Annotated in this window: 23 protein-coding genes; 4 read left to right on the top strand and 19 right to left on the bottom strand. The window is 43.4% G+C overall.

Features of this window, described 5'->3' with window-relative positions:
- Positions 1 to 88 precede the first annotated feature (88 nt).
- The gene (locus HNQ46_RS04655; RefSeq protein ID WP_183683445.1) at positions 89 to 634 is read right to left on the bottom strand and encodes an HD domain-containing protein; all 546 of its coding nucleotides are present in this window, start codon (positions 632 to 634) and stop codon (positions 89 to 91) included.
- A 422-nt stretch (positions 635 to 1,056) separates the two neighbouring features.
- Between HNQ46_RS04655 and HNQ46_RS04650 the strand changes: the two genes are divergently transcribed.
- On the top strand, positions 1,057 to 1,926 hold the full coding sequence (locus HNQ46_RS04650) for a nitroreductase family protein (RefSeq protein WP_183683443.1): 870 nt from the start codon (positions 1,057 to 1,059) through the stop codon (positions 1,924 to 1,926).
- A 250-nt stretch (positions 1,927 to 2,176) separates the two neighbouring features.
- Positions 2,177 to 2,896: a YggS family pyridoxal phosphate-dependent enzyme gene (locus tag HNQ46_RS04645; RefSeq protein ID WP_183683441.1), complete on the top strand. Its 720-nt coding sequence runs from the start codon at positions 2,177 to 2,179 to the stop codon at positions 2,894 to 2,896.
- Here HNQ46_RS04645 and malQ read toward each other — a convergent pair.
- Positions 2,853 to 4,364: a 4-alpha-glucanotransferase gene (gene malQ / locus HNQ46_RS04640; RefSeq protein ID WP_183683439.1), complete on the bottom strand. Its 1,512-nt coding sequence runs from the start codon at positions 4,362 to 4,364 to the stop codon at positions 2,853 to 2,855. The two genes, HNQ46_RS04645 and malQ, sit on opposite strands and share 44 nt — an antisense overlap.
- A 344-nt stretch (positions 4,365 to 4,708) precedes the next feature.
- On the opposite strand from malQ, the gene HNQ46_RS04635 reads away from it, so the two are divergent.
- On the top strand, positions 4,709 to 5,632 hold the full coding sequence (locus HNQ46_RS04635) for a LysR family transcriptional regulator (RefSeq protein ID WP_183683437.1): 924 nt from the start codon (positions 4,709 to 4,711) through the stop codon (positions 5,630 to 5,632).
- A gap of 207 nt (positions 5,633 to 5,839) precedes the next feature.
- On the opposite strand, the gene HNQ46_RS04630 is transcribed toward HNQ46_RS04635, so the two are convergent.
- The 9 genes from HNQ46_RS04630 to relB all read right to left on the bottom strand — a co-directional run bounded on the left by HNQ46_RS04630 (position 5,840) and on the right by relB (position 12,988).
- Positions 5,840 to 6,565 (bottom strand): ComF family protein, encoded by a 726-nt coding sequence (locus HNQ46_RS04630; RefSeq protein WP_183683435.1) that lies wholly within the window; start codon positions 6,563 to 6,565, stop codon positions 5,840 to 5,842.
- A 147-nt stretch (positions 6,566 to 6,712) separates the two neighbouring features.
- A complete protein-coding gene (locus HNQ46_RS04625) occupies positions 6,713 to 7,615 on the bottom strand; it encodes a helix-turn-helix domain-containing protein (RefSeq protein WP_183683434.1) in 903 nt (300 codons plus the stop codon).
- 90 nt (positions 7,616 to 7,705) lie between these two features.
- On the bottom strand, positions 7,706 to 9,985 hold the full coding sequence (gene recD2 / locus HNQ46_RS04620) for an SF1B family DNA helicase RecD2 (RefSeq protein ID WP_408637133.1): 2,280 nt from the start codon (positions 9,983 to 9,985) through the stop codon (positions 7,706 to 7,708).
- Positions 9,969 to 10,970 carry a rod shape-determining protein gene (gene mreB / locus HNQ46_RS04615; protein WP_183683430.1) on the bottom strand — a complete coding sequence of 334 codons (1,002 nt, stop codon included), beginning with the start codon at positions 10,968 to 10,970 and terminating at the stop codon, positions 9,969 to 9,971. Before mreB ends, recD2 begins: the two co-directional genes overlap by 17 nt.
- Positions 10,971 to 11,141: 171 nt before the next feature.
- Positions 11,142 to 11,546 (bottom strand): putative toxin-antitoxin system toxin component, PIN family, encoded by a 405-nt coding sequence (locus tag HNQ46_RS04610; protein ID WP_183683428.1) that lies wholly within the window; start codon positions 11,544 to 11,546, stop codon positions 11,142 to 11,144.
- Complete coding sequence (locus HNQ46_RS04605; RefSeq protein WP_036597488.1) at positions 11,546 to 11,818, bottom strand: AbrB/MazE/SpoVT family DNA-binding domain-containing protein; 273 nt, start codon at positions 11,816 to 11,818, stop codon at positions 11,546 to 11,548. Before HNQ46_RS04605 ends, HNQ46_RS04610 begins: the two co-directional genes overlap by 1 nt.
- 153 nt (positions 11,819 to 11,971) lie before the next feature.
- Positions 11,972 to 12,496: an NUDIX domain-containing protein gene (locus HNQ46_RS04600; RefSeq protein WP_183683426.1), complete on the bottom strand. Its 525-nt coding sequence runs from the start codon at positions 12,494 to 12,496 to the stop codon at positions 11,972 to 11,974.
- A complete protein-coding gene (locus tag HNQ46_RS04595) occupies positions 12,486 to 12,770 on the bottom strand; it encodes a type II toxin-antitoxin system RelE family toxin (protein ID WP_183683424.1) in 285 nt (94 codons plus the stop codon). Before HNQ46_RS04595 ends, HNQ46_RS04600 begins: the two co-directional genes overlap by 11 nt.
- Positions 12,767 to 12,988: a type II toxin-antitoxin system RelB family antitoxin gene (gene relB, locus HNQ46_RS04590; protein ID WP_183683422.1), complete on the bottom strand. Its 222-nt coding sequence runs from the start codon at positions 12,986 to 12,988 to the stop codon at positions 12,767 to 12,769. The genes HNQ46_RS04595 and relB overlap by 4 nt, the downstream gene beginning before the upstream one ends.
- A gap of 147 nt (positions 12,989 to 13,135) precedes the next feature.
- Here relB and rsmA point away from each other — a divergent pair, with 147 nt between their 5' ends.
- On the top strand, positions 13,136 to 14,035 hold the full coding sequence (gene rsmA, locus HNQ46_RS04585; RefSeq protein WP_183683420.1) for a 16S rRNA (adenine(1518)-N(6)/adenine(1519)-N(6))-dimethyltransferase RsmA: 900 nt from the start codon (positions 13,136 to 13,138) through the stop codon (positions 14,033 to 14,035).
- A 560-nt stretch (positions 14,036 to 14,595) separates the two neighbouring features.
- Here rsmA and HNQ46_RS04580 read toward each other — a convergent pair.
- The 8 genes from HNQ46_RS04580 to mnmE all read right to left on the bottom strand — a co-directional run bounded on the left by HNQ46_RS04580 (position 14,596) and on the right by mnmE (position 24,744).
- Positions 14,596 to 17,088: a hypothetical protein gene (locus HNQ46_RS04580; protein ID WP_183683418.1), complete on the bottom strand. Its 2,493-nt coding sequence runs from the start codon at positions 17,086 to 17,088 to the stop codon at positions 14,596 to 14,598.
- Positions 17,089 to 17,121: 33 nt separating this feature from the next.
- Complete coding sequence (locus HNQ46_RS04575; protein WP_183683415.1) at positions 17,122 to 17,628, bottom strand: DUF4446 family protein; 507 nt, start codon at positions 17,626 to 17,628, stop codon at positions 17,122 to 17,124.
- Positions 17,629 to 18,501 (bottom strand): ParB/RepB/Spo0J family partition protein, encoded by an 873-nt coding sequence (locus HNQ46_RS04570; RefSeq protein ID WP_183683413.1) that lies wholly within the window; start codon positions 18,499 to 18,501, stop codon positions 17,629 to 17,631.
- A 207-nt stretch (positions 18,502 to 18,708) separates the two neighbouring features.
- The gene (locus HNQ46_RS04565; RefSeq protein WP_183683411.1) at positions 18,709 to 19,473 is read right to left on the bottom strand and encodes a ParA family protein; all 765 of its coding nucleotides are present in this window, start codon (positions 19,471 to 19,473) and stop codon (positions 18,709 to 18,711) included.
- A gap of 272 nt (positions 19,474 to 19,745) precedes the next feature.
- Complete coding sequence (locus HNQ46_RS04560; protein ID WP_183683409.1) at positions 19,746 to 20,702, bottom strand: DMT family transporter; 957 nt, start codon at positions 20,700 to 20,702, stop codon at positions 19,746 to 19,748.
- A gap of 14 nt (positions 20,703 to 20,716) precedes the next feature.
- Positions 20,717 to 21,463: a 16S rRNA (guanine(527)-N(7))-methyltransferase RsmG gene (gene rsmG, locus HNQ46_RS04555; protein WP_183683407.1), complete on the bottom strand. Its 747-nt coding sequence runs from the start codon at positions 21,461 to 21,463 to the stop codon at positions 20,717 to 20,719.
- Complete coding sequence (mnmG, locus tag HNQ46_RS04550) at positions 21,460 to 23,361, bottom strand: tRNA uridine-5-carboxymethylaminomethyl(34) synthesis enzyme MnmG (protein ID WP_183683405.1); 1,902 nt, start codon at positions 23,359 to 23,361, stop codon at positions 21,460 to 21,462. Before mnmG ends, rsmG begins: the two co-directional genes overlap by 4 nt.
- Positions 23,362 to 23,373: 12 nt before the next feature.
- Entirely contained in the window at positions 23,374 to 24,744 is a 1,371-nt protein-coding gene (gene mnmE / locus HNQ46_RS04545) for a tRNA uridine-5-carboxymethylaminomethyl(34) synthesis GTPase MnmE (RefSeq protein ID WP_183683403.1), read from the bottom strand.
- Positions 24,745 to 25,027 lie beyond the last annotated feature (283 nt).

Below are 25,027 nucleotides of genomic sequence, written 5' to 3'. Positions count from 1 at the left end.
GGATTCATTAGAGAAAATAAAAAATAGAACGACCTCGAAAACCGAAAGTCGCTCCATTTTTATATAAGAGAAAAATCTCCGAAAAATTTTATTCTTCATCTTCTCTGTTCCGTACATAAACCGGTGCCTTCTTGGGAGAAAGATGCAAAATCTCTCTGAATCTGGCAAAGGCATCCACCGCATTTTGCCAGGACTCCTGCAGGGCTACGGTCTTGTCGGATAAGGTCAATAAATAGGCTATCCTGCTGTTGGGAATACGGGTAGAAAGAGGGAACATATGTGTTAAAATCGCTCTCTTCTCTGTCTCCGTTAAAGCGAAATTCTGTGCTTCGGAGTTCTCCACCGCATCCTCCGGATGATAAAAGCAGTACCAACGTCCGTTATGGGTGGTACCGTCATCCTTATGATAGTCAATCATACAAAAATCATGAAGGAAACCGATTCTGGCAGCGCTGTCCGCATCCATGCCCCAGCTTTTTGCCAAATGATACGCCATATAAGCTACTCGAACACTATGGTCGAAGGTATTGGTACTTCCATGCCGAGGCACCGCCTTTAACTTACAATATTCCTTATTTTCCGTAATTTCTTTAAACTGCTGAATAAATTCAAGATGTTCTTTCTTTAAATCCATCTGTTCCCTTTCTATCTATTTAAAATTAAGAAACGTTATTACTATACTCTTTCCCCCGTGCTACTGCAATACTCTTTCGAGAATTTTAAAAAAAGAGTAGGAAATCTACACCCCATATTTCGGCGCGGAAGCGGAGATGCATAAGGCTTCTCTTCTTACTCCCTTCTCTGCAAATATCATAAATGACTTTCCCTCTTTGCTCCGCTTTCCACAAAAAGAATATCATTCTTCTCTTCGTCTCTCCATTTTCTACAAATATCCATCAGGACTTTCTACAATGAAAAATATAGAAATACAAAGTTCTCTTAGAGCTTTTCCCGTACTTATGATAAAATAGCTTTGGTCTATTTAGAAAAACTCTCCTATTTTTATAGGAAGAGTCTGGAAAAAATCACTGATTCAGGAGAAAGAGAGGACAGATTATGAAGTGGAGAGAGCTCATTAAGGAACGGAGTTCCATCCGTAGCTATAAGGATAAGAAGGTAGATGAAAAGTTGCTGGAGCAGGTACGGCAGTATATGAAGGAGCTGTCCCCACTCATTCCGGAGCAGAAGACAGAGATTCTTCTATTGGGAAAGGAAGCAGGTCCCCGTTTAGAAGGAATTGTAGGTTATATGGGCAACGCTTTTTTTGCTCCCAACTATATTCTGCTTTTGGGAGAGGATAGCGAAGAAGGCTACATCCATGCAGGTTATCTGGCAGCACAGTTAGAGTTAAAGCTTACAGAACTGAAATTAAATACCTGCTTTTTATCGATTAACGAAGCAAAGGCGGTAAAAACCGCTTTAAATATTAGTTCTCCCCTTACGGTTACCACCTGCATCAGCTTTGGACACGGTAATCCGGAGAAGGACAGCAATCGTATCGATATTAAGTCCAGATCCGATGTACGCATGGAGAAAATCAAAGGACATATTGCACCTAAGATAGCCATGGTTGAACTGGTTTCCCAGTCTGTTTTCGGACAGAGCTGTGATTTTGCCGAGGATGCCATGGATCCGAACTGGGAAAAGGCCTTTTATGCCTCAAGTCTTGCACCGGCTGCATTGAATCGCCAGACCTATCGTTTCTTAATAGAGGACAATATGCTCTATCTTCTGGATCGGGAGGTTAAGCATATCACCAGGGAAGATCGGTATTTAAATGACGGTATCGTTATGTTTTACTTCCATACCGTTCTTACCGCCCACTTCCATAAGCCTGATAGCTGGACCGTAGGCACCGTAGAGAAGAAGCCTGAGTGGAAGGTTCCGGAGGAATATTTCGTAGTGGGAACATACCGCTTGTTCTAAATCGCTCAGACTTGAAAGCGCTGCACTTCGCTTGCGCTGGAGTTACGAATTGCAACTCAACTTTGCTTGCACTGGAGTTATAAGTCGCAACTTAACTTTGCTTGCACTGAAGTTATAAGTCACAACTTAACTTTGCTTGCATTAGAGTTATGAGTCGCGGCTTAACTTCTCTTTTTCTATAGTCCTTTCTCTAAAAAGCTTTTATAATAGAGCTATCTGTATATATGTCTTTAATAGAAAGGAAGCTCCTATGGAAAAAGAGATTCAGATTGTTCGGGAAAATATTCGTAAGGCATGTGAAAGGTCCGGAAGAAAGCCGGAGGAGGTACTGCTCATAGGGGTTTCCAAAACAAAACCCTACGCTGCTGTGCAGGAAGCCTATAGCTATGGTATTCGGGACTTTGGAGAGAACAAGGTACAGGAAATTCGGGATAAGTTTGCTCTCTTGCAGGAGGACGCCCATTTGCAAAAGGAAGCTCCTTCTTTTCATATGATTGGTTCCCTCCAAAAGAACAAGGTAAAATATCTTCCCGGGAAGGTAAAGATGATTCATTCCATTGACTCCCTTCCTTTGGCTTTAGAGGTGGAAAAAGAATACACCAAGAAAGAGGAAATTGCCTCCGTTTTATTGGAAGTCAATGTGGCCAGGGAGGAAAGTAAGTCCGGCTTCTTTTTAGAAGAGGTGGAACAAGCTTTGGAGGAATGTAAATCCCTCCCCCATGTCAAGCTCTGCGGTTTGATGACCGTTGCTCCCTTTACAGAGAATCCGGAGGAAAACCGGGTACATTTTCGAGCATTAAAAAGTCTCTTAACGGAATTGCAAAAAAAATACCCCGCTCTTCCCCTTAAGGAGCTTTCCATGGGGATGAGCGGAGATTATGAAGTAGCCATCGAAGAAGGAGCTACCATGGTGCGTATCGGCTCCTTTATTTTTGGGGCGCGGGACTATGGAAACGCCCATAAGTCCTAAGCAAGTCCGAAATTAGAGCCTTCTTTTCTTCGCTAAAGGCCTTTTCCGGAAGACGCCACTGCCAGTTTCCTTCCGCAGTTCCCGGCGCATTGATTCTTCCCTCTGCTCCGCATTCCAGGTAGTCTCCTGCCGGAATAATGCATAGGGAGGAAATGCTGGAAAGGGCTGTCTTAATCAAAAGCTCTGTCATTGCATTCCAGTCATTTTGAGAACGGGAAAGATAATGGTACACATTTCCTCTCTCCCAATCTGACAGGGTTTCAAACCAGTTTCTTAAAGTATCATTATCATGGGTTCCGGTATAATACACGGAATTACTATCCTGTAGCATGTGGGGTAGGTAAACATTTTCAAAGTCGGAAAATGCGAACTGCAAAATCTTCATGCCGGGAAAGCCGGTTTTCGCAATCAGCTCTTCCACTTCCTTGGTGATTACCCCCAGATCTTCTGCAATAATCGGCAGTTCTTCCTTCTGAAAATGTTTCTGAATCGCCTGAAATAGACCGAATCCCGGTCCCTCACGCCACTCTCCCACCATAGCGGTTTCCGCACCATACTCCACCGCATAATAGGATTCAAAGCCACGGAAATGATCCACCCGCAGCAGGTCAAATTGATTCAAGCAATATTCCATCCGCTTACACCACCAAGCGTAATCTTCCGCCTTGTGCTTCTCCCAGTCATACAAGGGATTTCCCCAAAGCTGTCCGGTCTCGGAAAAGGCATCGGGCGGTACTCCTGCAACAGAAGAGGGGTAGCCTGTTTCATCAAACTGGAACAGAGCTCTGTTTCCCCAAGCATCCGCACTGTCCATGGCACAGTAAATGGGAATATCTCCAAAAATCAGGATATCCTTCTCATGGGCATAGGCTAAAAGAGCCTGCCACTGCTTATCGTACTGCATTTGCAAAAAGGCATAATAGCCCACTTCCTGCTTGTGCTCCTCCAAAAACTTCTCTATAGTCGCCTGATCTTTATCCCGGTAGGGCTTCTCAAAGGAAAGCCAAGGAATTCCGTTAAAAAAGTCCTTCAAAGCCATAAAGAGGCAATAGTCAAAATTTTCCTTGCTTCTTCCATCCAAAAGCACAGAAAGATTCCCCCCCTTGGAAAGCCAGTTTTCATAGGCCTTTCGGAGGATTTTGTGCTTTAGCTCATACAAAAGTCCATAGGAAATCTTCTCTTTGGATTCCTTAAAGCGTTCCTTTTCCAAATCCGCCTCTTCCAAAAGACCTTCCTCTTTCAGGGTTTCCAAATCAATAAAGTACGGATTTCCCGCAAAGGCGGAAAAGGACTGATAGGGAGAATCTCCGTAACCTGTTGGCCCCATGGGAAGAATCTGCCAAACCCGGTTTCCCGTCTCCGCCAAAAAGTCTATAAACGCTCTGGCTTCCTTTCCCATAGTTCCGATTCCCTCTTCTCCCGGTAGGGAAAATAAAGGAAGTAATACTCCTGCTTCTCTTTTTTTCATGTATTTTTCTCCTTTCAAAGGAATTAATGCTTTGCAGTAATAAATGCTCTATTTTATTTCGGCGTTATTATGCAATATATATCTAAAAGGCTGCGTTTGTGTCCTCATTGCATTTCCCTTGTGGCAAAATAAAATTGCATTTAAATTTTTTTCACTTTACATGGAACTAAGGAATCTGTCAAATAAAATGAGATTGATAGGCTTTTCTTTTTTGCCGATATACCTTTACAAGACAGCTTAGGGGATTTTCAAAAACTGTAGCATAGAAAAAGCTTCTCAAAGAATTTTTGAGAACATAAATTTTAAGAAAAATCCTTCTGAGATAAAGGAGTATTAGAGACAGCATGGACTTAAAGAAATTAGAACATATCCTAAGAATTGCAGAGGAAAAAAATATCAGCAGGGCGGCAGAACGGCTTTTTATCTCCCAGCCTGCTTTGAATTTACAGCTTTTAAATCTGGAGCGGGAGCTGGGCACAAAGCTCTTTGCCCGCAAAGGAAATGAATGTAGCGTAACGGAGGCCGGCAGAATCTATGTGGAAACAGCCCGGAAAATGATGAATATGAAGAAGGACTGCTATGCCAAGATTGCAGAGCTTAGCCAGCTTCATAACGAGGAAATTGCCATCGGAGCCTCAGGACTTCAGGGAGACTATATGATGTGCTACATTTTCCAGAAATTCCACGAAAGCCATCCCAATGTAAAATTGCAATTTACTTCCATGAAGGGGCTAAAGGCACAGGAATTGGTGAAAAACGGCACCATTGATTTAGGCATTGTCTTAATGGGGGATAAGCAAAGCTATCGTATGGAATATAAGCTTCTGGGAAAGGTAGAATTGCTTTTGGCTATTGCCAAAAATCATCCTTTGTTAGAGGTTTTGGAAGAAGAGGGCGAAATTACTGAAATTGATTTGGCTAAGCTTTCCGAACTTCCCTTTGTTCTGGCGCCCAAGGATTCTACAGAACGATCCGTTGCGGAAATGGCCTTTGAAGACGCAGGCATTGACCCCTATGTGCCTATGGATGTGGAGGGAATCCATTATCAAATGGCTCTGGTGGAATCTTCAGATTACTGCTCCTTTATCGGTAGCAATAACCGTGCCCATGTACCGGACAGCATCCGCCTGATTCCCTGTAAGACACATCCAAAAATGAATGCGGTGGCAGTGTATAGGAAAGATAAGCCTTTAACTAAGGCATTGGTGGAATTAATTGCTTTAACTGAGGAATATTGGTCTTCCTTCTCTGAGGAAGAGTCATTCTAAAAAGGGCTGTATGCATTGCTAAGATACGCTTAGACGCAGTATAGGTATGAAATCGAGCACGCTCCCGCTAACCTCGCCCTGCATCGGTACTAAGCGAAAAACTACAGTACCTTTGTTTTTCGCAAGTACCGGCGGGCTCAGATTGCTCTCTTTCATACCTATACTGCATCTGTCGCTTCAGCTTATTGATTTCTACAGCTCCTTTTATTAACGCTCTACTCTTCCGGCAATGGAAAGGATATGCACTTCCTCCGCTCCGGCTTCCAGGAGCTTTCTGCTGCAAGCCTCCATGGTGGCTCCGGTGGTAAAAATGTCATCCACCAAAAGCACACGCTTTACATCCGAGGGTAATGCTTCACAGTGAATTGCTTCCAAGAGATTTAATAGTCTTTCCTCCGGGCTACAGTCCTTTAAAGCTCTTGTTTTCTTGACTCTCTGTAAATACTCTGAAACCAGAGGGATGCCACAGACCTTTGCCAGACTTTCTCCAATGACCTCTGCCTGATTATAGCCCCTTTCCTTTCTTCTAATGGGATGAACCGGCACAGGAATAATGGCCTGAATCCCCAGTTCTTCTATCTTTTCCCGAAAAACTTCTCCGGCTTTCTTTCCGAAAAAGACACCTTTATCTTTTCTGCCTTTATACTTCAGAAGCACTAAAGCATCCTCTACTTCCTCTGTTAATTCATACAGCATCATACCGGTAGAAAAGGAAAAACGGTGTCTTTTACAGTTTCCGCAGTACTCCTCCGTATCCAAAAGAATCCCTCGTCCGCATTTTTTACAGACCGGCTCCTCCATGATTTTTTCGTAAGCTTTGCAGGCAGGACAGATTTCTTCTTTTCCGCTTTCCGTAAGCTCATCACAAAGGATGCAGCGAGGAGGAAAGAGGGCATTGATGATGGCTTCTTTCCAGTCTTCCTTTTTTCCCATAGCTCCTCCTATTCCTCTATCTTTCGATTTCATGATATTCTTTTACCGAAGTATTCCAATACTTCCGAGCTAATAACAATCCTCCCGGACTAATACCCTTATTTCCGGGTCAATCCAATACTTTCCGCTTCGATGCATATAAATCCCTTATTTTTTGCAAAACTCATAAGAGAAAAGATAGATATACTCATTCTCAGAGTAAGCATCGGTTTTTCCTAAAAGTAAATCAAGAAGATTCGGAACTGTGATCTCATCCTTATCGTAAGCCAATCCCAGCAATACGTCTTCAAAGTCATAAATAATTTCTGGTTTTCCCTCGATTCGACTTTGTGATCTGATATAGTATTCCCTTCCTGCAACACCTTCCATAAGAGGCAAATCTACAGAAGACTTGGATCCATCATCTGTCCAAACAACAAGCTTTATTATTGCATGATCATAATCCGGAACGATGATAATGCCTCCATTTTTCGGGGAATCCATACCCTCAAAGCCAATCTCTACAGGTTCTTTACTTAACAGTTTTCCCTTATGATATTCTGAATAATAAATCTTGAGTCGAGCAAACTTATCAGTGGTCGTAAATTGATAAGCATTTACTCCATCCGGCCCGGCAATCAGATTCACCGTCTGCATTTCCACACTATTCCCGGCCATCGGTGTAATATAGTTCATCGGCCTATAGGCACGATATAGGGAAGTAGCAATTACCGCAGTTGTAAGTATGGAAAGAATCAGCAATGCACAAATGATATACTTCAAGCTTTTTTGTTTGCGCTTACTGTCTGTAACAACACTGATGATATTTTCTTCCGACTTCTTTTCGATATTCTCATGGACAATATCTTCGCCGGCTAAAAACTCGTTAATACTAATGCCTAAAATGGAACAAAGGTCAAAATAAAGCGATACATCCGGAAGGCAAATACCTCTCTCCCACTTAGAGACAGACTTATCACTCATACCTATTTTCTCGGCAAGCTGCTTTTGGGTCAGCCCCAAATTCTTTCTTTTTTCCGAAATATACTTTCCGATTTTAACAAGATCCATACAGTCCCCTTTCCTATGATGTGATAATAGCTTATGGGATAATAACCTATAGAAAAGAGAAATCACAGCCCTCGAAAGTAGAATGATATCCTATTCCGCAAATGGATTTCCGCTATCCATTGAAAAAGATGCGGAAAAGCTTTCTCCGATAGTCTGTAATTGCTGAGCCAAACCGGAGTAGCGTTTTAGCTCCTGCTCGTTGTGAAGCATTTCCAGAAAGACCTTGGGATGCCCCAAAAGGCAGACACAGGACTTGGCCCGGGTAATGGCGGTGTAAAGAATATTTCTGCTCATCAGCATTTTCGGACCGGGATACATGGGAAGCAACACCGCCGGATACTCCGATCCCTGTGACTTATGAATGGTAATGGCATAGGCCAGCTCCAGATTCTCTAAATCCTGAAAGCTATAAACCACCTTTTTTTCCTCGAAGAACACCGTTACCGTCTTTTGATAGGCATTGATTTCCGTAATCTTTCCGATGTCTCCGTTAAAAACTCCTTCTCCGCTTTCTATGGGCAGGTTAAAGTTTCCGGGAATTTCCCAGGCCAGCTGGTAGTCATTTTTGATTTGCATAACCTTATCTCCCAGCCGGAAAATGTTGCCGCTTCCCTCATATTCCGGCTTGTTCTTTCCGGGAGGGTTCAAGCGTTCCTGCAAAAAGCGGTTCAGATTTTCCACCCCCAAAAGTCCCTTCTTCTGCGGGGACATTACCTGAATGGAAAGCGGGTCGGTGGAAAGATATTTGGGGAGCTTTTCCTTCATCAAAATGGCGATATTTTCCAGAATCTGCTTCGGCTCCTGCCCCCGGATAAAGAAAAAATCCTTGGATTTCTTCCCAAGATCCGGCTCTATCCCTTGGTTTATTTTATGGGCGTTTACCACAATATCCGACTCCATGGCCTGCCTAAAAATCTTCTTTAGGGAAATGGTTTTCATGCATTGAGAGGCAATAATGTCCTTTAACACATTTCCCGCTCCCACAGAGGGAAGCTGCTCACTGTCCCCCACCAAAATCAAACGACAGCCCACGGGAACGGCACGAAGAAGGGCATCCATCAGATAAAGATCCACCATACTCATTTCGTCTACAATCAGCACATCATATTCCAGAGGATTTTCTTCATTTCTTTGGAACAGGGAAAAATCCCGATCCTCCTGCTCCTGATCCTCCCGCCCCATGTATTCCAAGAGCCGGTGGAGAGTTTTCGCCGGATAGTTCGTAGCTTCCCCCATTCGTTTCGCCGCTCTTCCGGTGGGGGCGGCCAAAGCAATGCTTTTTCCCTGTCCGGTAAAGAGCTGTAAGATGGTTTTGATGGTAGTTGTCTTTCCCGTTCCCGGCCCTCCGGTAATGACCAAAACACCGGAGGATGCGGCCAGGCTCACTGCCTTTCTTTGGAGAGGGTCCAGGGTGATTTTTTCCCTGTCCAAAAGCTTATCTATGGCCTTTTCCCAGGAATCCACATGAGCCTCTTCCTCTTCCACATTTAACTGTAAAAGACGGGAAGCCACCCGCATTTCCCGATAATAGGTACTGGCCCGGTAGACATTTTCCCCCTTGACCTTCACCTTCCCCTGCAACTGCAGCTCCAGAAGCTGCTCTTCCAAGTCCTCCAGAGGCATCTCTAAAATCCGCTCCGCCTCTCTTTTTAAAATCGAAAAAGGAAGGTAGCAATGTCCATGCCACTCTCCCTGTAAGAGGGTATAGTTGATGCCGGCTCGCATACGGAAGGGGGATTCTTTCTCCACTCCCACCTTTTTTGCCAGCTCATCACATTTCTTAAAGCCGACTCCCTCCAGCTCCTCTGCTATGCGATAAGGATTTTCCTGTAAAACCCGTAGCGTCTCTCCCTGAAAATGCTGGTAAATCTTATAGGATAGATTCAGGCTGATGCCATAGCCCTGTAGGAGGAGGAAAATGTCCTGCTGCTCCCGTTGCCCTGAAAGGTTCGTAGCAATATCCATGGCCTTTTGCATGGAAATGCCGTGAATTTCCGCAAGACGCTCCGGTTCCTCCTCCATAATCCGTAGGCTATCTTCCTTGAATTTTTTTACGATTCGGGCGGCAATGGCCTTACCGATTCCCTTAATGGCCCCGGAAGCCAAATATTGTTCAATGCCAAAAAGGCTGTCCGGAACCTCCAGCTGATATTCCTCTACACTGAACTGCTTGCCGTATACCGGATGTTCCTTCCAGCGTCCCTTTGCCTTTATTTTTTCCGACACAGAAATATGGGAGAAGCTTCCCACCAAAGTGAACTCTTCTCCCTTATCCGTAATACTACACACGGTGTATCCCGTTTCCTCGCTGCGAAAAACGATATGGGATACATTTCCTTCTATTTCTTCCAGACTAGAAGTCATCATCATCGTTACTTAAATCAATGGACTTTCCCGTTCCGATAGCCACCGCTGTAAGAGGATCCTCTGCCAGCATGGTGGTGATTCCTGTCTTTTCCTGCATCAGCTTGTCTAAACCGTAAAGCAGGGCTCCTCCTCCGGTCATAACGATTCCCCGCTCATAGATATCCGCCGCAAGCTCCGGCGGAGTTCTTTCCAGGACGTGATGTACCGCATTCACAATCATGCTTGCCGGCTCTAAGAGAGCATCCAAAAGCTCATCAGAGCTTACCACTACGGTCTTTGGCAGGGCGGTAACCAAGTTTCGTCCCCGAACCTCCATGGTAACATTCTCCGGTCTCTTGCTGGCACAACCAATATTGATCTTCATTTCCTCAGCAGTTCTTTCCCCAATTAGAAGATTATGCTTCTTTCTCATATAGCGAAGAATGGCTTCATCAAAATCATCTCCCGCCACCTTGATGGATTCGGAAACCACCGGACCTCCTAAGGCAATGACTGCAATGTCGGAGGTTCCTCCGCCGATATCGATAATCATATTTCCCTGGGGCTTGTAAATGTCGATGCCTGCACCGATTGCTGCTGCCACCGGCTCCTCGATAATGCTTACCTCTCTGGCTCCTGCATGGCTGGCTGCATCCTGTACTGCCTTCTTCTCCACCTCCGTTGCTCCGCTGGGAATACAAACGCAGATTCTGGGCTTTCTTAAAGTTCTTCTGCCCACCGCCTTATTGATAAAGTACTTCAGCATCTGCTCTGTTCTGGTGTAATTGGAAATCACACCTTGGCGAAGAGGGCGAACAGCGGAAATATTGTCCGGGGTTCTTCCCAGCATAAGACGGGCATCCTCACCAAAGGCTACCACTTCATCATTTTCTTTATTTACCGCAATGACAGAGGGCTCTTTCAGTACAACCCCTCTACCCTTTATATAAATCAGAATACTGGATGTTCCCAAGTCGATTCCGATATCATTTGAAATCAAGGAAAACATAAATTCCTCCATAAATAGCCACAATATATCTTTTATAGTATAACGGATTGAAAAAGAAAGGGAAAGTAGTCTTAGACAGATATTTTTTTAATATTTTTGAAGTTTCCATCTCGCTATTTTTCTTTTTATTGGGCAAACAAAGCTATACTTTTCCCATTTCTTCTCTATACACTAAAATTCTTTTACAAATTCTGCCGCCGTTATAATCTTAGGATTTAAAATCCCGGACTCCAAAAAGTCTTTATCACCTGTCAATAGTATATCTACTCCGGCATGAATAGCCGCTCTAAGTATTGGTCGGTCATTTACATCCCGGATTTTGACTTCCACCTCACTTTCCTCAATAGGAATGGATACCACCTCCAATGTTAATAATGCTAGAGATAGAAAACCCTCTAACGCCTGAATTTTATGAGGAAATTTCCTATTAAAAATACGACGCATTTCGTCAATGTTTTGTTCACAGAGTAATCCATGATTTGGATAACTAACCGCTTTTACAAATGCTTGATAGGGAACGCCCTTGCTACTTAATGCAGCAGATATTAATATATTTGTATCAATAAGAATTTTCATTATTCTACACTTTCTGCACGAACTTCTTTTACAAGATCCATAATAGCTTCATCTGTAGATAAATCATTCTGTTCAGCTTCTCCTTCCATTTGAGCCTGGAGTATCTGCATAGCATAAACTGCAGAATTAATAAGTCTTACACTTCCATTTTCCACAACAAATGTAATTCTATCACCGCAAGAAACCCCTAAAATTTCTCTAATATCCTTTGGAATTGTTACTTGTCCTTTTGCCATAACCTTTGCATTATCAATAAATGTTTGATTCATCATCCAAAGCACCCCCATTAATTCATAAATATAGTTCTAAATCTAAATATGCTTTTTTATACTTCTTCTTTCAATATAATAGAAAGTAGGGAAATCCCTACTTTCTATTATATTACTTATTTTCTATTTGGCAAATGTTTTACAATTTTAAAAAGTCTAATTCATTAAAAGCATCTTCTTTACCTCTTCCAAAACCGGAACTTCCCTTTGGGCAATCAGCCTCCCCAACTTTGTATTACTGCATTTTTCATATTCCTTTATGGCTTCTTCATAGGACAGCTTCAAGGTTTCCATATGAAAATCTCGGATTTCGTAGGGCATCAAGTTCTTTTCCCCAAAGGAACGGACTTTGCACAAAAAATAATGATTCATATTATGCCTATGAATAAGGTTGTAATAGTCACTGACTATCCCTATTTCTCGGAGGATTTCCACCTCAGCTCCCAACTCTTCCTTTAGCTCTCTTTTTATAGCCATCTCCAAGCTTTCTCCCTTTTCCACTCCGCCGCCGGAAGTTTCGATCAAGGTGGCTTTTCCGAAAGAATCATCCCTATGAATTCTCACAAAATAGAAATTCCTCTCTTCATCAAAGACAATACCCCGGACAATTTCTCTGTCATGGTCAGTATATTCAAAGGGAAATTCCCTATCCTGTAGCTTTAGGCTCAATTTATTTTCCATAGATATCATTTTGATAAATTTCCCTTCTATGCCCTATTCCCAATACCAGAACAATTACTTTATCTTCTTGGATTTCCGCAATAATTCTATAATCTCCTACCCTATATCTCCATTGTCCGCTTCTATTAGCTGTTAAGCCCTTTCCATGTTTCCTGGGATTTTCACAGCCTTCTAAGTTCTTTCTAAGCCAAGCAACGATAAGAGAAGCTGTGTACTTGTCCAGCTTTTTCATCTGCTTTAATGCTTTATCAGAAAATACAACCCTAAAACTCATCCTAAGCCCAGCTCTTTCTCCACCTCATCAAGGGAGTAGGTGATGGGATTTTCATGATATTCCGCTATGGCTTCCTCATAAGCCTGCAAATCATACTCCTCTTCAATATGTTCAATCACTGAGCGTCTAAGCAATTCCGATACGCTAATCCCATGCAATTCCGCATATTTTTTAAACAGTATAGAGTCTGCCTCATTTAGTCTTAAAGAGATTGTCATTCCATCCCTCCTTTCATCTGTAATACATTGTATTATATATGCTATTCTTCGTCAATTTCTCTCCGCAAAAAAGGAATGGTCTCTCTTCTTGCTTTCTTAAGGAAAATATGGCAAGATTTTACAAAGAAAATTTGAGGGGGGATTAAGATGGCAAAGCTTGTGGATTCCAAAGAGACCATTGCCGTATTGCAAAGGACAAACTTCCAGTTTAAGAAGCAATTCGGTCAAAATTTTTTAATTGATGCATCTGTCTTGGATCATATCATTTCTCACGCCAAGATTCAGAAAGAGGATCTGGTGATTGAGATTGGTCCCGGAATCGGAACCTTAACAGAAGCCCTTTGCGAGCATGCAGGGCAGGTGATTGCCATTGAAATTGATGATAAGCTGATTCCTATTTTAGAGGAGAACCTTGCCGGTAAAGAAAATTTTCACCTCCTGCATCAGGATGTTTTAAAGGTGGACTTTACGGAGCTTTTAAAGGAATACCCTGACTTTCATTCCGTAAAGGTAGTAGCGAATCTTCCCTACTATATTACCACCCCCATTTTACTCTCCTTACTGGAAAAGAAGCTTCCTCTTAGCTCCATCACCGTCATGGTACAAAAGGAGGTGGCGGAGAGAATGCAGGCCGGTCCCGGTAGCAAGGATTACGGCGCTTTATCTCTTGCGGTGCAGTACTACAGTAAGCCGGAGATTGTACAGGAGGTTCCTCCCCACTGCTTTATTCCCCGCCCCAAGGTAAGTTCCATGGTGATTCACCTCTCTGTTTATAAGGAATCCCCTGTGGAATGTGAGAATCCGGAATATCTCTTTAAGACCATTAAAGCTTCCTTTATGCAAAGACGGAAGACCTTGGTAAACGCCCTTTCCGCCGGTTTAGGCATAGATAAGGAAGTGATTAAAAGCGTACTTTCCGCCCTTTCCTTTCCGGAAAATGTGCGGGGAGAGACTCTTAGTTTGGATGAATTTGCAGAGATTAGCGATAACCTGGATCCGGAGTGGAAAGAACAGCAAAAGTCCGTGTTCTGCAGGTTTTGTGAGTAAGTAAAAAAGGAGTTGTAAAATAATCAAGCTTTTGTATATGCATTAATAGGTCTAAACCCGGGGCACGCTCTCGCTAACTTCGCCTGCGCCACTTGTTAAGAGTAAAGACATTTTCGGCAATATAGGTCTGAATATGGGATAGTCTGAGCCTAATACTTGTGAAAGGCCAGCGATGTGGAGGACTGTAAAATCAATAATTGAAGCGAATGATGCAGTGTGGGGCTATAATAAGGGCAATCTGAGCCCGCCGGTTCTTACTGAAAGCGAGCTAAAGCGAAGCTTAAAGTTAGTGCTGTAAGGACAGACTTTTCATTAGAAAAGTCGTCCTGATGCAGACCAACTTCCGAAGGAAGTTGCTTTGCAAAGCAAAGTGAGCAGTGGTTAACATAAACCACTGCTCAGTCAAGGCGAGGTTAGCGAGAGCGTGCCCTAATTATAGCCCACACTGTATCAGAGCGTCTTCTTATAGCGAGTGCAGTCCTTCTCTACGCAGAGCAAGGCTAGCGAGAGCATACCCCCATTCAGACCTATATTGCTTAGGAAATTTTATTGCTTTAAATTTACTTCTTTAAATAGCCGTAAAAGGCATTATGCACCTTTTCGTATCTGGCGATGGCTTCTTCTCTACTGATATTTCTGGGTATGCTGCTTCCCCCAAGGGTGTATACGGTGATAAAGCTATTGTTGTAGCCGCTGATTAACTCCCACTGATCCTCCATGCGAATCATCAATGGATATCCCTTCCCCACATAGTAGAGGGCGGCGTGAAGATCCATACCATAAAGGTTCAGAAGCACGCCATTGTCATAGTCCATAGCCCTTCGAAGCTCCGGAATCTGAGAAACGAAATTGCTGATGTCTTCTTCCTGAATTTTCAGGTTAGCAGTATTGGGGCGATCCGTTCTGTTCCAAACAATCCGCTCCTTCTGATCCACCACATAACCGAACTGGTCATAAATCTTCTTATAGGCCGCCTCCATAGTGGAAAACTCTCCCTGATAATGCCCAAGACTATAGGCGGAAAAAAGGATATTCTCTTCCTTGGTATCTCCCGGAAGCTCGATAGAGCCTGCCTTTTCAATAGAGAACTTTTCCGGGTAATGCAGGCTAAACTGGCTAACCGACTTTCCTACCATGGGAAGATACTGCAGTTTTCCAATATTTCCCAGAACCTTGGATTCCAGGACAATCTTTCTTTCATCTTTGATTTCTTTGTTGGAAAGCAGGCTATCCTTCCCCACATACTGATATTCCCCGTCCTGCAACTGGTATTCATCAAATCGAAGCTGATTTCCTTCCAGACTGAAATTTGCAAAATACAGGCCATCCTTTTTATAGGAAAGCTTGGTTTTCATGTCTTCCCCAACTATGCGAATCTCCGATACCGGTACTTCTCCCTGGGGATTCCAAATCTGATCCTTGTCACTATCCTGTAAGCCATAGAGGAAATCCTCCCCCAGAAAGCCGATTACCTTCAGTCGTTTTCCATCTTCGGAAATGCTCAAATTCTTATCTCCGTGGAGATTTCTAAAAGAAATTTCCCTGTGCAGTTCTCCGTCATTGTTCTTTTCTCCGTAAGCAATAAATTGCTTACTGCTACTGGAAGCAAAATCATTTTCCGAAAGACCGGTAGACAGCGTAATAACCTCGAAACTGTTGGTATCCACCCCATAGATACTGCCGGCAAAGAAAATGTAGAACATCCGGTTGTCCGCATAGTAGGAAAGATTTTGAATGTTTTCCTCCAGTTTTTCCTTGCTGGCCTTTAAGGGCAGGAAGAAATTCTCCACCACCGTATTTTCCGAATTGTCATAGGTATAAAAGACAATGCCGGTATAACCCTCGTGTCGACCCCTTCGAATATAGCCATATACCAGAAAATCCACATCCCCGTTGGTGTCCACACTCAAAATATGAATGCCGTGGGTAAAACTCTCCTTCTCCACCGACTTCTCCCCCTCTGAATAGGAGAAAATTCGATTCATATTGCCCTTTCCTTCTCCGTCGGCACGGTAAAGGGTATTCTTGTCGGTAAAGGCATAGAAATTCTTGGTAGCGGATTGCAGGGCCTCAATATCACTCTTTTCCCCCACACCCAGTAAAATCTTCTTATCCTTGTAACGATAATTCTGTCCGTCAAAAAGTTCCTTGGTTCTTCGGTCAAAGTCCATCAGGAAAATTCTTTGAGGATCATATCGCATCACATAGTTATCTTCATTAAAGAAACGGTGCACATTTCCGTCCTGATCCGTAGCTCTTGAGGCGTACTGAATTTGTACCAATGCCATGGTACCGTCCAGCTCCTTCAAACGAATCTCCGGCTCCCCGTCCATTTCCATGCCGCTGTCTCCCCAGGTTATCTGCTGGAAGGAGGAGTGCAGATTCACATGGGCAAGAGAACTGTTATCCATAGTATCGTCACTTTCCAGATAAGTGCTAAGGCTCTTTGCCTCCGACTTGGAAAAGCTCTTTCTGGTAAAATCCTCCGCAAGGCTCAGAACTTCCTGTCCCATGTCCTCCTTCCCCAGTAAAACACGGGTATAGTAATAAACGCTGCTTTCTCCCAGATCCAGTTGAAGACGAAGAAGATACTCCTTTCCCTCCTTCATCAGGTTTTGGATAGGAAGGATAATGTGAACCCTTCCCCCTTCCTCCTGTAAGCTTCCCTCCTGGTCCTTTTCCAAAAGTTCTGCTCCATCCAGGGAGCGAATATCATAATGCACAGATTTTGGGGCGGACTTTCCCTCTTCCAAAATCAATTCACACCGGCGATTTTCCGGAAGCAAGGTTAAGCTGTCCCGCACAAAGGCATCATCCATTTCCTGCAAATAGCCGTAGAGGGGATTGATTTCTTTTCCGGAGGAAAATACATGAAGCACCGGCAATTTGCTTTTCCCCATATTGGCATAAATTCTATTGTTTTGGTCCATGGAACGATAAGAATGGAAAAAATAAAAAAGCAGAGCGACAAAAAAAATGCCGCCCAATACCAAAGCCCTACTTCTTCTTTTATTCCAAAACTTCTGCTTACTTTCTCCTAGTCTATTTAACAAAGTTTAAACCTTCTTCCTGATTTAGCTCTTTTCCTAAGTCTGGGGCTTCTTCCTATAGCCTAAGGCCTCTTCCAAGGCCAGCTTTTCCTCGGCTCCAAGCTCAACGGAAGTGCTGCCTTCCTCCACCTCTTTGATATAGAGGAAGCCTCCTTCTTTGGCATGAACGGAGTTAAAGATAAAGCCGCTGTTATCATAATTCAAAATTGCCAAGGCAAAGGAGAGGTTTCCTCCCATGCCGCCATAAGCATTATAGCGAATGATACCCCATTTTTGGAAGGAACGTCTGATATTCTTATGTAAAATCTTAAGCATTTCCCGCTGTTCTTCTTCCAAGTCTTCCAGCTTTTCCACATGCCTCTGCAGCTCAATAAAATAATCCTCCAGAGTTTCCGCATCCTTCCCCCGCATGAAATAATCATACTGGCGATAGAGCTTTTTATACTTGGCCTCCGCCTTCAGGGCGATAAAGAGAGAAACGAGCGAAATCAATGTGGAAACCAGTACGAAGACCAATTTACCATGCTGTAACAATACTTCCATTTATTCTTCTCCCCTTCCCTCTAAAATCCGGGTAATTCTATCCAAATCTTCCTTCGAGTAATATTCGATTTCTACCTTGCCCTTATCCTCGTTCTTTGCTGTAATTTTTACCTTGGTCCCTAGATGTTCCTTCATTTTCTCTTCCAAGCCGTGAACAATGGTTTTCCACTGAGAACTTAAATTCTTGGGCTTTTCCTGCCTTTCCGTCGGAGTTTTTTCTTCTTTAGCCCGTCTTTCCATTTCCCGGACACTCCACTTTCTCTCTACACATTCCTTGGCAAGAGAAATTCTTTTCTCTTTATTTTCCACAGATAGCAAGGCCCTGGCATGTCCCTCGGACAAAAGGTTCTGACGGAGATATTCTAAAATCTCTTCCTCAAGCTTTAAAAGACGAAGACTGTTGGCAATGGTGGAACGCTTTTTTGCCACCCTTTCCGCCAATTCCTCCTGACTCAAATGATATTCTGTCAGTAGACTTTGGTAAGCCATGGCTTCCTCCACCGCATTTAAGTCTTCTCTTTGGATATTTTCAATGATGGCGACTTCCTTACTGAGCTTTTCGTCATAGTCCCGAATCAATACGGGAATTTCCGTAAGACCGGCCATCTTTGCCGCCCGGAATCTCCTTTCTCCGGCGATAATTTCAAAGAGAGGGCCTTCTTTTTTTACCAGTAAGGGCTGTAATACACCAAATTGTTTAATACTCTGAGAAAGTTCCTCTAACTCTTCCTGGGAAAATTGTTTTCTGGGCTGCTTTGGATTGGGCTGAATCAGGGAAAGCTTCACCATTGCCTGCTCCTCTTTCTTCTCCCGTCCATCCTTCTTTCCGGCAAAAAGGGTATCCACCCCTCTTCCCAAACCATGCTTTGCCATGTCCTTCCCTTCCTTTCTCTATCCGACTGAAATCTATATTTAAGCTTCTGTTCTTTCCTGATTTTCCGATTTTTCTAAACTTTAGTAAATAATATTCTTTGCAAAAATCTCTGCTACAAGCTTTTAATACGCTTTGTCCTTCTCCAGAATCTCCGCTGCAAGTTTTTAATATGCTATATCCTTTTCCAGAATCTCCACTGCAAGTTTTTAATACGCAATATCTTTTTCCAGAATCTCTGCTGCAAGCTTTCTATAGGCCTCCGCTCCTGTAGAACTGTTGTCATACAGGGAAATAGGCAGTCCGTGGCTGGGGGCCTCTGCCAGACGAACATTTCTGGGAATAATCGTCTTGAAGATAGGATCTGAAAAATGCTCCTGCACCGCCTTAACCACCTCCTGAGACAGGAGGTTTCTACTGTCATACATGGTAAATAAAATGCCCTCGATTGTTAAATCCGGATTTAGGGCATCCTTTACCATGGAAATGGTTTCCATCATTTGGCTAAGTCCTTCCAATGCATAGTATTCACACTGAATAGGAATCAGTACGGAATGAGAAGCCGTTAAAGCATTTACCGTAAGGGTACCTAAGCTGGGAGGACAATCAATAAAGATATAATCATAGTCCTTTTGAATATTCTCCAAAACTTCCTTTAATAAGAAATTTTTATTCTCTTCCTCTGCAAGCTCCGCATCCATGGCGGAAAGGTTCCTGTCTGCTGCAATAAAATCCAGATTTTCCAAAACTTCCCGAACAATGCCCTTTTCTATAGGAAATTCCCCGCTAAGAATCCGGTAAATACTGATATCTTCCTCCCGGACGCCAATACCGCTTCCCGCATTTCCCTGAGGATCAAAGTCCAAAAGCAAAACTCTCTGTTTTGCCTCCGCTAAGGAAGCCGCCAAATTGACAGCGGTGGTGGTTTTCCCCACACCCCCCTTTTGGTTTGCAATTGTAATAATCTTCGCCATAAGTCCCCTTAGCCTTTCTTTTTGTGCTGTAACTATTTCCTAACAAGCTATTGGTTACCGATATTTAAATACGATATTCGCATATGATATTTATACCCATTCTTGCTATGAATTGTATTCCATTTCCGCTTTTGTTTCACGTGAAACATTTTAGCCCAGCTCTATATTACTGTCAATTTATCTTCCCGCTACTTTTTACTATCTATTTCCTTGCTAAGCTATCTCTTTTAGCAGCTATTCCATTGCTATCCTTCTTCCAAAAACAAAAAATTCTAGCTTCTTTTTTTCTGCTTTTCCGGCAGCTGGGCATAAACCACCGCAATGGTCATGATGATGCAGCCGAAGATTTCCCGAATCCCCAAAGACTCTCCCAAAAACAACCATCCCCAAATCGCCGCATAAATGGCGGTAGTGGACATGAGAAGGGAAGCAAGAGTATCCTCCAATCTTTTTTGAGCATAGCTTTGCATGGTAAAAGCCACTGCCCCGGACATAATACCGGCATAAGCAATGGGAAGGAAAGCTGCTTTCAAACTCATTAAAGAGAACTTTTCAAAGAAAATAAAGCCCAGTAATCCCACCAAAGAGCCTGCTAAAAACTGTATGGACATATACCAGCTGATATTGACCTTCTTTACATAGTGTCCTACCTGCATAATCTGAACGGCATAAAGCACCGAGCAAAGAATGATATAAGTATCTCCTATGCCGATAGTAAATTTCGTTCCTGCCTTAATCGCAATAAAATAAACCCCGACCAAAGCCAGAATTGCACAAAACCAGACTTTCTTTTCCGGTTTTTTTCCGATAACTAAGCCAAAAATCGGAATCAGGATAATATAAAGTACCGTTAAAAAGGCTGCCTTTCCCACGGTGGTTTCTTTGACGCCAATTTGCTGAATCACGCTGGCAAATCCCAGTACAATACCGGTAATGGCTCCCCCTTTGATTCCCGCTCTTTTTTCCTCCTTAGAGCATGGCTTTAAAAAGGCAAAGGGCAATAAGCAAAGTCCGGATAAAAAGTGCCGATAAAACACAAAGGCGCAGGGACCAATCTGATCCATTGCGGTACTTTGGGCAATAAAGGCCAAACTCCAAATCACAGTCGTAATCAAAAGAATAATGATTCCCTTATTTCTCTCCCTATAGGGATGCTCTTTTTCTGTCAAAAGCCTTTCCTGTTCTTTTGGGAAAATGCTTTCTTCCTCTATTTCATTTAACTTTTCCACTTGATAATATTTCTCTAACTAAGGGGTGACTTAGCCGGAGTTCCCGCCTTTCTAGGATATTTTTTTCCGCAGGGCTCTATCTTCTGAATCAAAAGCATAGCTCTTCCCATATCGGTTTCCGGCAGGGTATAGATTTTCTTCTCCACACATTTTCCTCCTAAAAGGAAAATAGCCTTCTTACCCTGCTCCAATTCTTCTTCCACTTCTCTGCCCTTTAAAGCCAGAAAATAGCCTCCTGGCTTCACAAAGGGAAGGTCATACTCACTTAAAGTGGCAAGATTTGCCACTGCCCGGGAAACTACCAAATCATACTGTTCCCGCAAGCTCTTATCGTGTCCCAGATCCTCAGCCCGACCGTGATAAAATTTTACCCCTTCTAAGCCAAGGCTTTCCACCAACTCTTCCAAAAAGCGAATCCGCTTTTGTAAGGAATCACTTAAAGAAAGCTGAATACTTGGAAAGGCAATTTTTAGAACAAGCCCGGGAAATCCTGCCCCTGTTCCCACATCCATCACCGCCTTTCCCTCTATCCATTCCGAAAATGTTTCACGTGAAACATTCATTTGACAGATTGCCAGGCAATCCACAAAATGCTTCACAATGACCTCTTCTTCTTCCGTAATGGCGGTAAGATTCATCACCTTATTTTTTTCTACCAGAATCTGATAATATTGATAAAACTGTAAAAGCTGTTGTTCTGTTAAAGAAAGTCCTAAGCTCTCTGCTAAATGGGAAAGCTTCTCTCGAAAAAACTCGGTCATTTCTCTTCCTTTCTTCTTTCCTTTTCCTTCTCCAGATAAACCAAAAGCACCGATAAATCCGCAGGGCTGACACCGCTGATACGGGAAGCCATACCCATATTTTCCGGACGAATCATATCCAACTTCTGTCTGGCTTCCAAACGGAGATTATGAATATCATGATAGCAGATATCCTTTGGCAGCTTTTTCCGCTCCATCTTCTTAAAAGCTTCCACCTGTTGAATCTGTCTCTTAATATAGCCCTCATATTTAATTTCGATTTCCACTTCTTCCTGTATAAAAGGAGAAAGGGAAGGTCTTTCCGGATCCAAAGGAGCAATATTTTGATAATTACACTCCGGTCTCTTACAAAGTTCTCTCAGAGAAATACCAGACTGGATAGGAGAAGAGGGAATATTTTCCAAAATTCTGTTATTCTCCGCATTTGCTCCGATATAAGTATTTTCCATACGGCGAAGTTCTTTTAGGATGGCTTCCTGCTTTTCCCTGGTGGCCTTGATTTCCTCCTCGGAAACCATACCCAGAGCATAGCCCTTTTCCCGAAGGCGAAGGTCTGCATTGTCCTGTCGAAGCAGAAGACGATACTCCGCCCTGCTGGTCATCATTCTGTAGGGCTCCTTATTCTCCTTTGTCACCAGGTCATCAATCAAAACGCCGATATAGGCCTCGGAACGATCCAATACAAAGGGCTCTTTTTCCTCAATCTTTTGTACCGCGTTGATTCCCGCCATAAATCCCTGTACCGCCGCCTCCTCATAGCCGGAGGAGCCGTTCATTTGTCCTGCAAAATACAGGCCGGAAATCTTCTTTGTCTCCAAGGTATTTTCCAATTCCAGGGAATTTAGGCAGTCGTATTCGATGGCATAGCCGCACCGCACCATTTCCGCCTTTTCAAAGCCCGCCATGGTACGAAGAATTCTCATTTGCACGTCTTCCGGAAGAGAAGAGGAAAGACCGGAAAGATACATTTCGTTGGTGTATCTTCCCTCCGGCTCCACAAAAATCTGGTGGCGATTTTTCTCCGGAAACTTCATGACCTTATCTTCGATGGAAGGGCAGTATCTGGGGCCGGTTCCCTGAATCACCCCGTTGTACATGGGGGAGCGGTCAATATTTTCCCGAATCATCTCGTGACCTTCTTCACAGGTATAGGTCAGGTAGCAATCCTCTTGAGGAATCTGCACCGTATCAGGATCCGTGGAAAAAGAGAAGGGCACCACAGGTACATCTCCCTTCTGTACCTCCATCTTACTGAAATCCAGAGACCTTCTGTCCACTCTGGCAGGGGTTCCGGTTTTAAAACGCTGCAAACGAAAGCCTAAATCCAAAAGGGCCTGACTCAGCTTTGTAGCTCTGCGAAGACCGTTTGGCCCGGTTTCCTCGGAAACTTCCCCGTAAATACAACGGGCGTTCAAGTACACTCCGGTACAAATCAGCACTGCCTTGGCATAATATCTGGCTCCGGTACTGCTCACAACTCCGCGGATTTCCGTCTTTTCCTCATTGCACAGTAGAGAAACAATTTCTCCCTGACGAATATGAAGATTCTCCTGATTTTCCACAAGATGACGCATATTCTGGGAATAGACCTGCTTATCTGCCTGGGCTCTTAAGGAATGTACCGCCGGACCCTTGGATTGATTTAACATCCTGGACTGAAGAAAGGATTGGTCGCATACCTTTCCCATCATTCCCCCCAGGGCATCCAATTCTCTGACCAGATGCCCCTTGGAGCTTCCGCCGATATTGGGGTTACAGGCCATCATGGAAATGCTGTCCGGGCTCAGAGTAAAAAGAAGGGTTTTATGCCCCCGCTTAGCGGAAACCAGGGCCGCTTCCACTCCTGCATGCCCTGCTCCCACCACTACAATATCCACCTGTTCTTCTAAAAATGCCATATTCCCTCTTTACTATTTTCCCATGCAAAACTTTGCAAAAATCTCATTAATCAAATCCTCGGAAACATCCTCTCCCAGAATTCTTCCTAAGGCACTGTATGCCCCCATTAAATCTATGCTTAAGAAATCCTCGGACAACTCCAGACGGATTCCCTCCAAGACCAATTCCAAAGCAGACTTTGCTTCTTCCAATGCAGCAATCTGCCGTTCACTATGGATATAAGTTTCCGTGGAAAAGGAAAGACTTCCGGTATAGAAAAGCTCTTCCAGCTTCTGGCCAAGCTCCTCCATGCCCCTTCCCTCCTTGGCGGAAATAGGAAGCACGGGAAAACCGCTAAGCTTTTCCAGCTCTTCTTTTTGTAAAATGCTTTCCTTATCCATTTTATTGAGAAGCACCACAGCCTTTTTTCCCTCTAAAAGAGCTAAAATCTTTCGGTCCTCCTCCTCTAAAGGAAGACTTCCGTCCAAAACCAGAAGAACGCAGTCTGCCTTTTCAATTCCTTCCTTTGCCCGATTCACACCGATTTCTTCCACAATATCTTCCGTTTCCCGAATTCCTGCGGTATCTATCAAATGAAGGGAAAGGGAACCGATGCGAATATCCTCCTCCACCGTATCTCTGGTAGTTCCCGGAATATTGCTCACAATGGCCTTATCCGCCTTTACCAAACAGTTTAAAAGAGAAGACTTTCCCGCATTGGGCTTCCCCACAATAACGGTTTGAATTCCCTCCTTTAAAAGTCTTCCTTCCCTTTGATGCTTTAGAAGTTCTTGAATGTCGGAAAGAATCTCTTCCACATGTCCTTGACACTGCTCCGAAAATCCCTCCAAAGAAATATGCTCCGGATCATCCAATGCCGCCTCAATAAAGGCGGTATCCTCCAAGATTCTGCTCCGCATTCTCTTGATTTTCTCTTTCAATGAACCCTGTAGGAGAGAAAGAGAGGAACGAATACTGTCCTCACTTTTGGCAGCAATTAAATCCGCCACTGCCTCCGCCTGAGAAAGATCGATTCGTCCGTTTAAAAAGGCACGTTTACTGAACTCTCCCGGTTCCGCCGGTCTTGCTCCGGCCTTAAGAGTGGCCTGAAAAACCTTTTGCATCAAAAGGATTCCGCCGTGACAGTTAATTTCCACCGTATCTTCTCCGGTAAAGGATTTGGGTGCTAAAAAGGTGGAAACCAAAACCTCATCAATTTCCTTTTCGCCGTCAAAAACAAAGCCATAGCGAATCCGGTGGCTTTCCCTGATATCTAAAGGTCTTCCACCCTTAGTTCTTAAAATTTTTCCGGCAATTTCCACAGCCTGATTTCCGCTAATCCGGATAATGCCGATTCCGCTTTCTACTAATGCGGTGGCAATGCCGCTAATGGTATTTTCCAAATCCTCACCTCCTCAGCAATTCTGTATTTTACTAAGATTTGCACTACAATGCAATGAAAAGCCTAGGAAGGAAATGATAAATAAGGCTAAATAGCTTTATATACTCGATAAACAATAAAGGTCCGAAATCAGGGTAGAACTAACTCTCCCTATTTCAGACCTCTACTGATCAACATCACACAATTTTTTAACTTAGGTTTTATGACTTTTTTTGACGACTTCTTCTTACTGAATATGTTCCTCTTACCGAATGAATTTTCTTACTAATTATTCTTCTTATTTC

The sequence above is a fragment of the Oribacterium sinus genome (assembly GCF_014202695.1).
Classification (GTDB): Bacteria; Bacillota; Clostridia; order Lachnospirales; family Lachnospiraceae; genus Oribacterium; species Oribacterium sinus.
The sequence above is the reverse complement of the archived record's forward strand: the minus strand, read 5'-3'. Positions and strand labels throughout refer to the sequence as shown.

Bases quoted from the DNA above. Each gene is read 5' to 3' on its own strand.
- malQ (WP_183683439.1), bottom strand. From the start codon at position 4,364: ATGAAAAAAAGAGAAGCAGGAGTATTACTTCCTTTATTTTCCCTACCG.
- HNQ46_RS04630 (WP_183683435.1), bottom strand. From the start codon at position 6,565: ATGGGAAAAAAGGAAGACTGGAAAGAAGCCATCATCAATGCCCTCTTT.
- HNQ46_RS04610 (WP_183683428.1), bottom strand. From the start codon at position 11,546: ATGAAAATTCTTATTGATACAAATATATTAATATCTGCTGCATTAAGT.
- HNQ46_RS04625 (WP_183683434.1), bottom strand. From the start codon at position 7,615: ATGGATCTTGTTAAAATCGGAAAGTATATTTCGGAAAAAAGAAAGAAT.
- rsmG (WP_183683407.1), bottom strand. From the start codon at position 21,463: ATGACCGAGTTTTTTCGAGAGAAGCTTTCCCATTTAGCAGAGAGCTTA.
- relB (WP_183683422.1), bottom strand. From the start codon at position 12,988: ATGACAATCTCTTTAAGACTAAATGAGGCAGACTCTATACTGTTTAAA.
- HNQ46_RS04650 (WP_183683443.1), top strand. From the start codon at position 1,057: ATGAAGTGGAGAGAGCTCATTAAGGAACGGAGTTCCATCCGTAGCTAT.
- HNQ46_RS04595 (WP_183683424.1), bottom strand. From the start codon at position 12,770: ATGAGTTTTAGGGTTGTATTTTCTGATAAAGCATTAAAGCAGATGAAA.
- HNQ46_RS04570 (WP_183683413.1), bottom strand. From the start codon at position 18,501: ATGGCAAAGCATGGTTTGGGAAGAGGGGTGGATACCCTTTTTGCCGGA.
- HNQ46_RS04635 (WP_183683437.1), top strand. From the start codon at position 4,709: ATGGACTTAAAGAAATTAGAACATATCCTAAGAATTGCAGAGGAAAAA.
- HNQ46_RS04575 (WP_183683415.1), bottom strand. From the start codon at position 17,628: ATGGAAGTATTGTTACAGCATGGTAAATTGGTCTTCGTACTGGTTTCC.
- mreB (WP_183683430.1), bottom strand. From the start codon at position 10,970: ATGTTTTCCTTGATTTCAAATGATATCGGAATCGACTTGGGAACATCC.
- HNQ46_RS04600 (WP_183683426.1), bottom strand. From the start codon at position 12,496: ATGGAAAATAAATTGAGCCTAAAGCTACAGGATAGGGAATTTCCCTTT.
- HNQ46_RS04605 (WP_036597488.1), bottom strand. From the start codon at position 11,818: ATGATGAATCAAACATTTATTGATAATGCAAAGGTTATGGCAAAAGGA.
- HNQ46_RS04655 (WP_183683445.1), bottom strand. From the start codon at position 634: ATGGATTTAAAGAAAGAACATCTTGAATTTATTCAGCAGTTTAAAGAA.
- HNQ46_RS04565 (WP_183683411.1), bottom strand. From the start codon at position 19,473: ATGGCGAAGATTATTACAATTGCAAACCAAAAGGGGGGTGTGGGGAAA.
- rsmA (WP_183683420.1), top strand. From the start codon at position 13,136: ATGGCAAAGCTTGTGGATTCCAAAGAGACCATTGCCGTATTGCAAAGG.
- recD2 (WP_408637133.1), bottom strand. From the start codon at position 9,985: ATGATGATGACTTCTAGTCTGGAAGAAATAGAAGGAAATGTATCCCAT.
- mnmG (WP_183683405.1), bottom strand. From the start codon at position 23,361: ATGGCATTTTTAGAAGAACAGGTGGATATTGTAGTGGTGGGAGCAGGG.
- HNQ46_RS04645 (WP_183683441.1), top strand. From the start codon at position 2,177: ATGGAAAAAGAGATTCAGATTGTTCGGGAAAATATTCGTAAGGCATGT.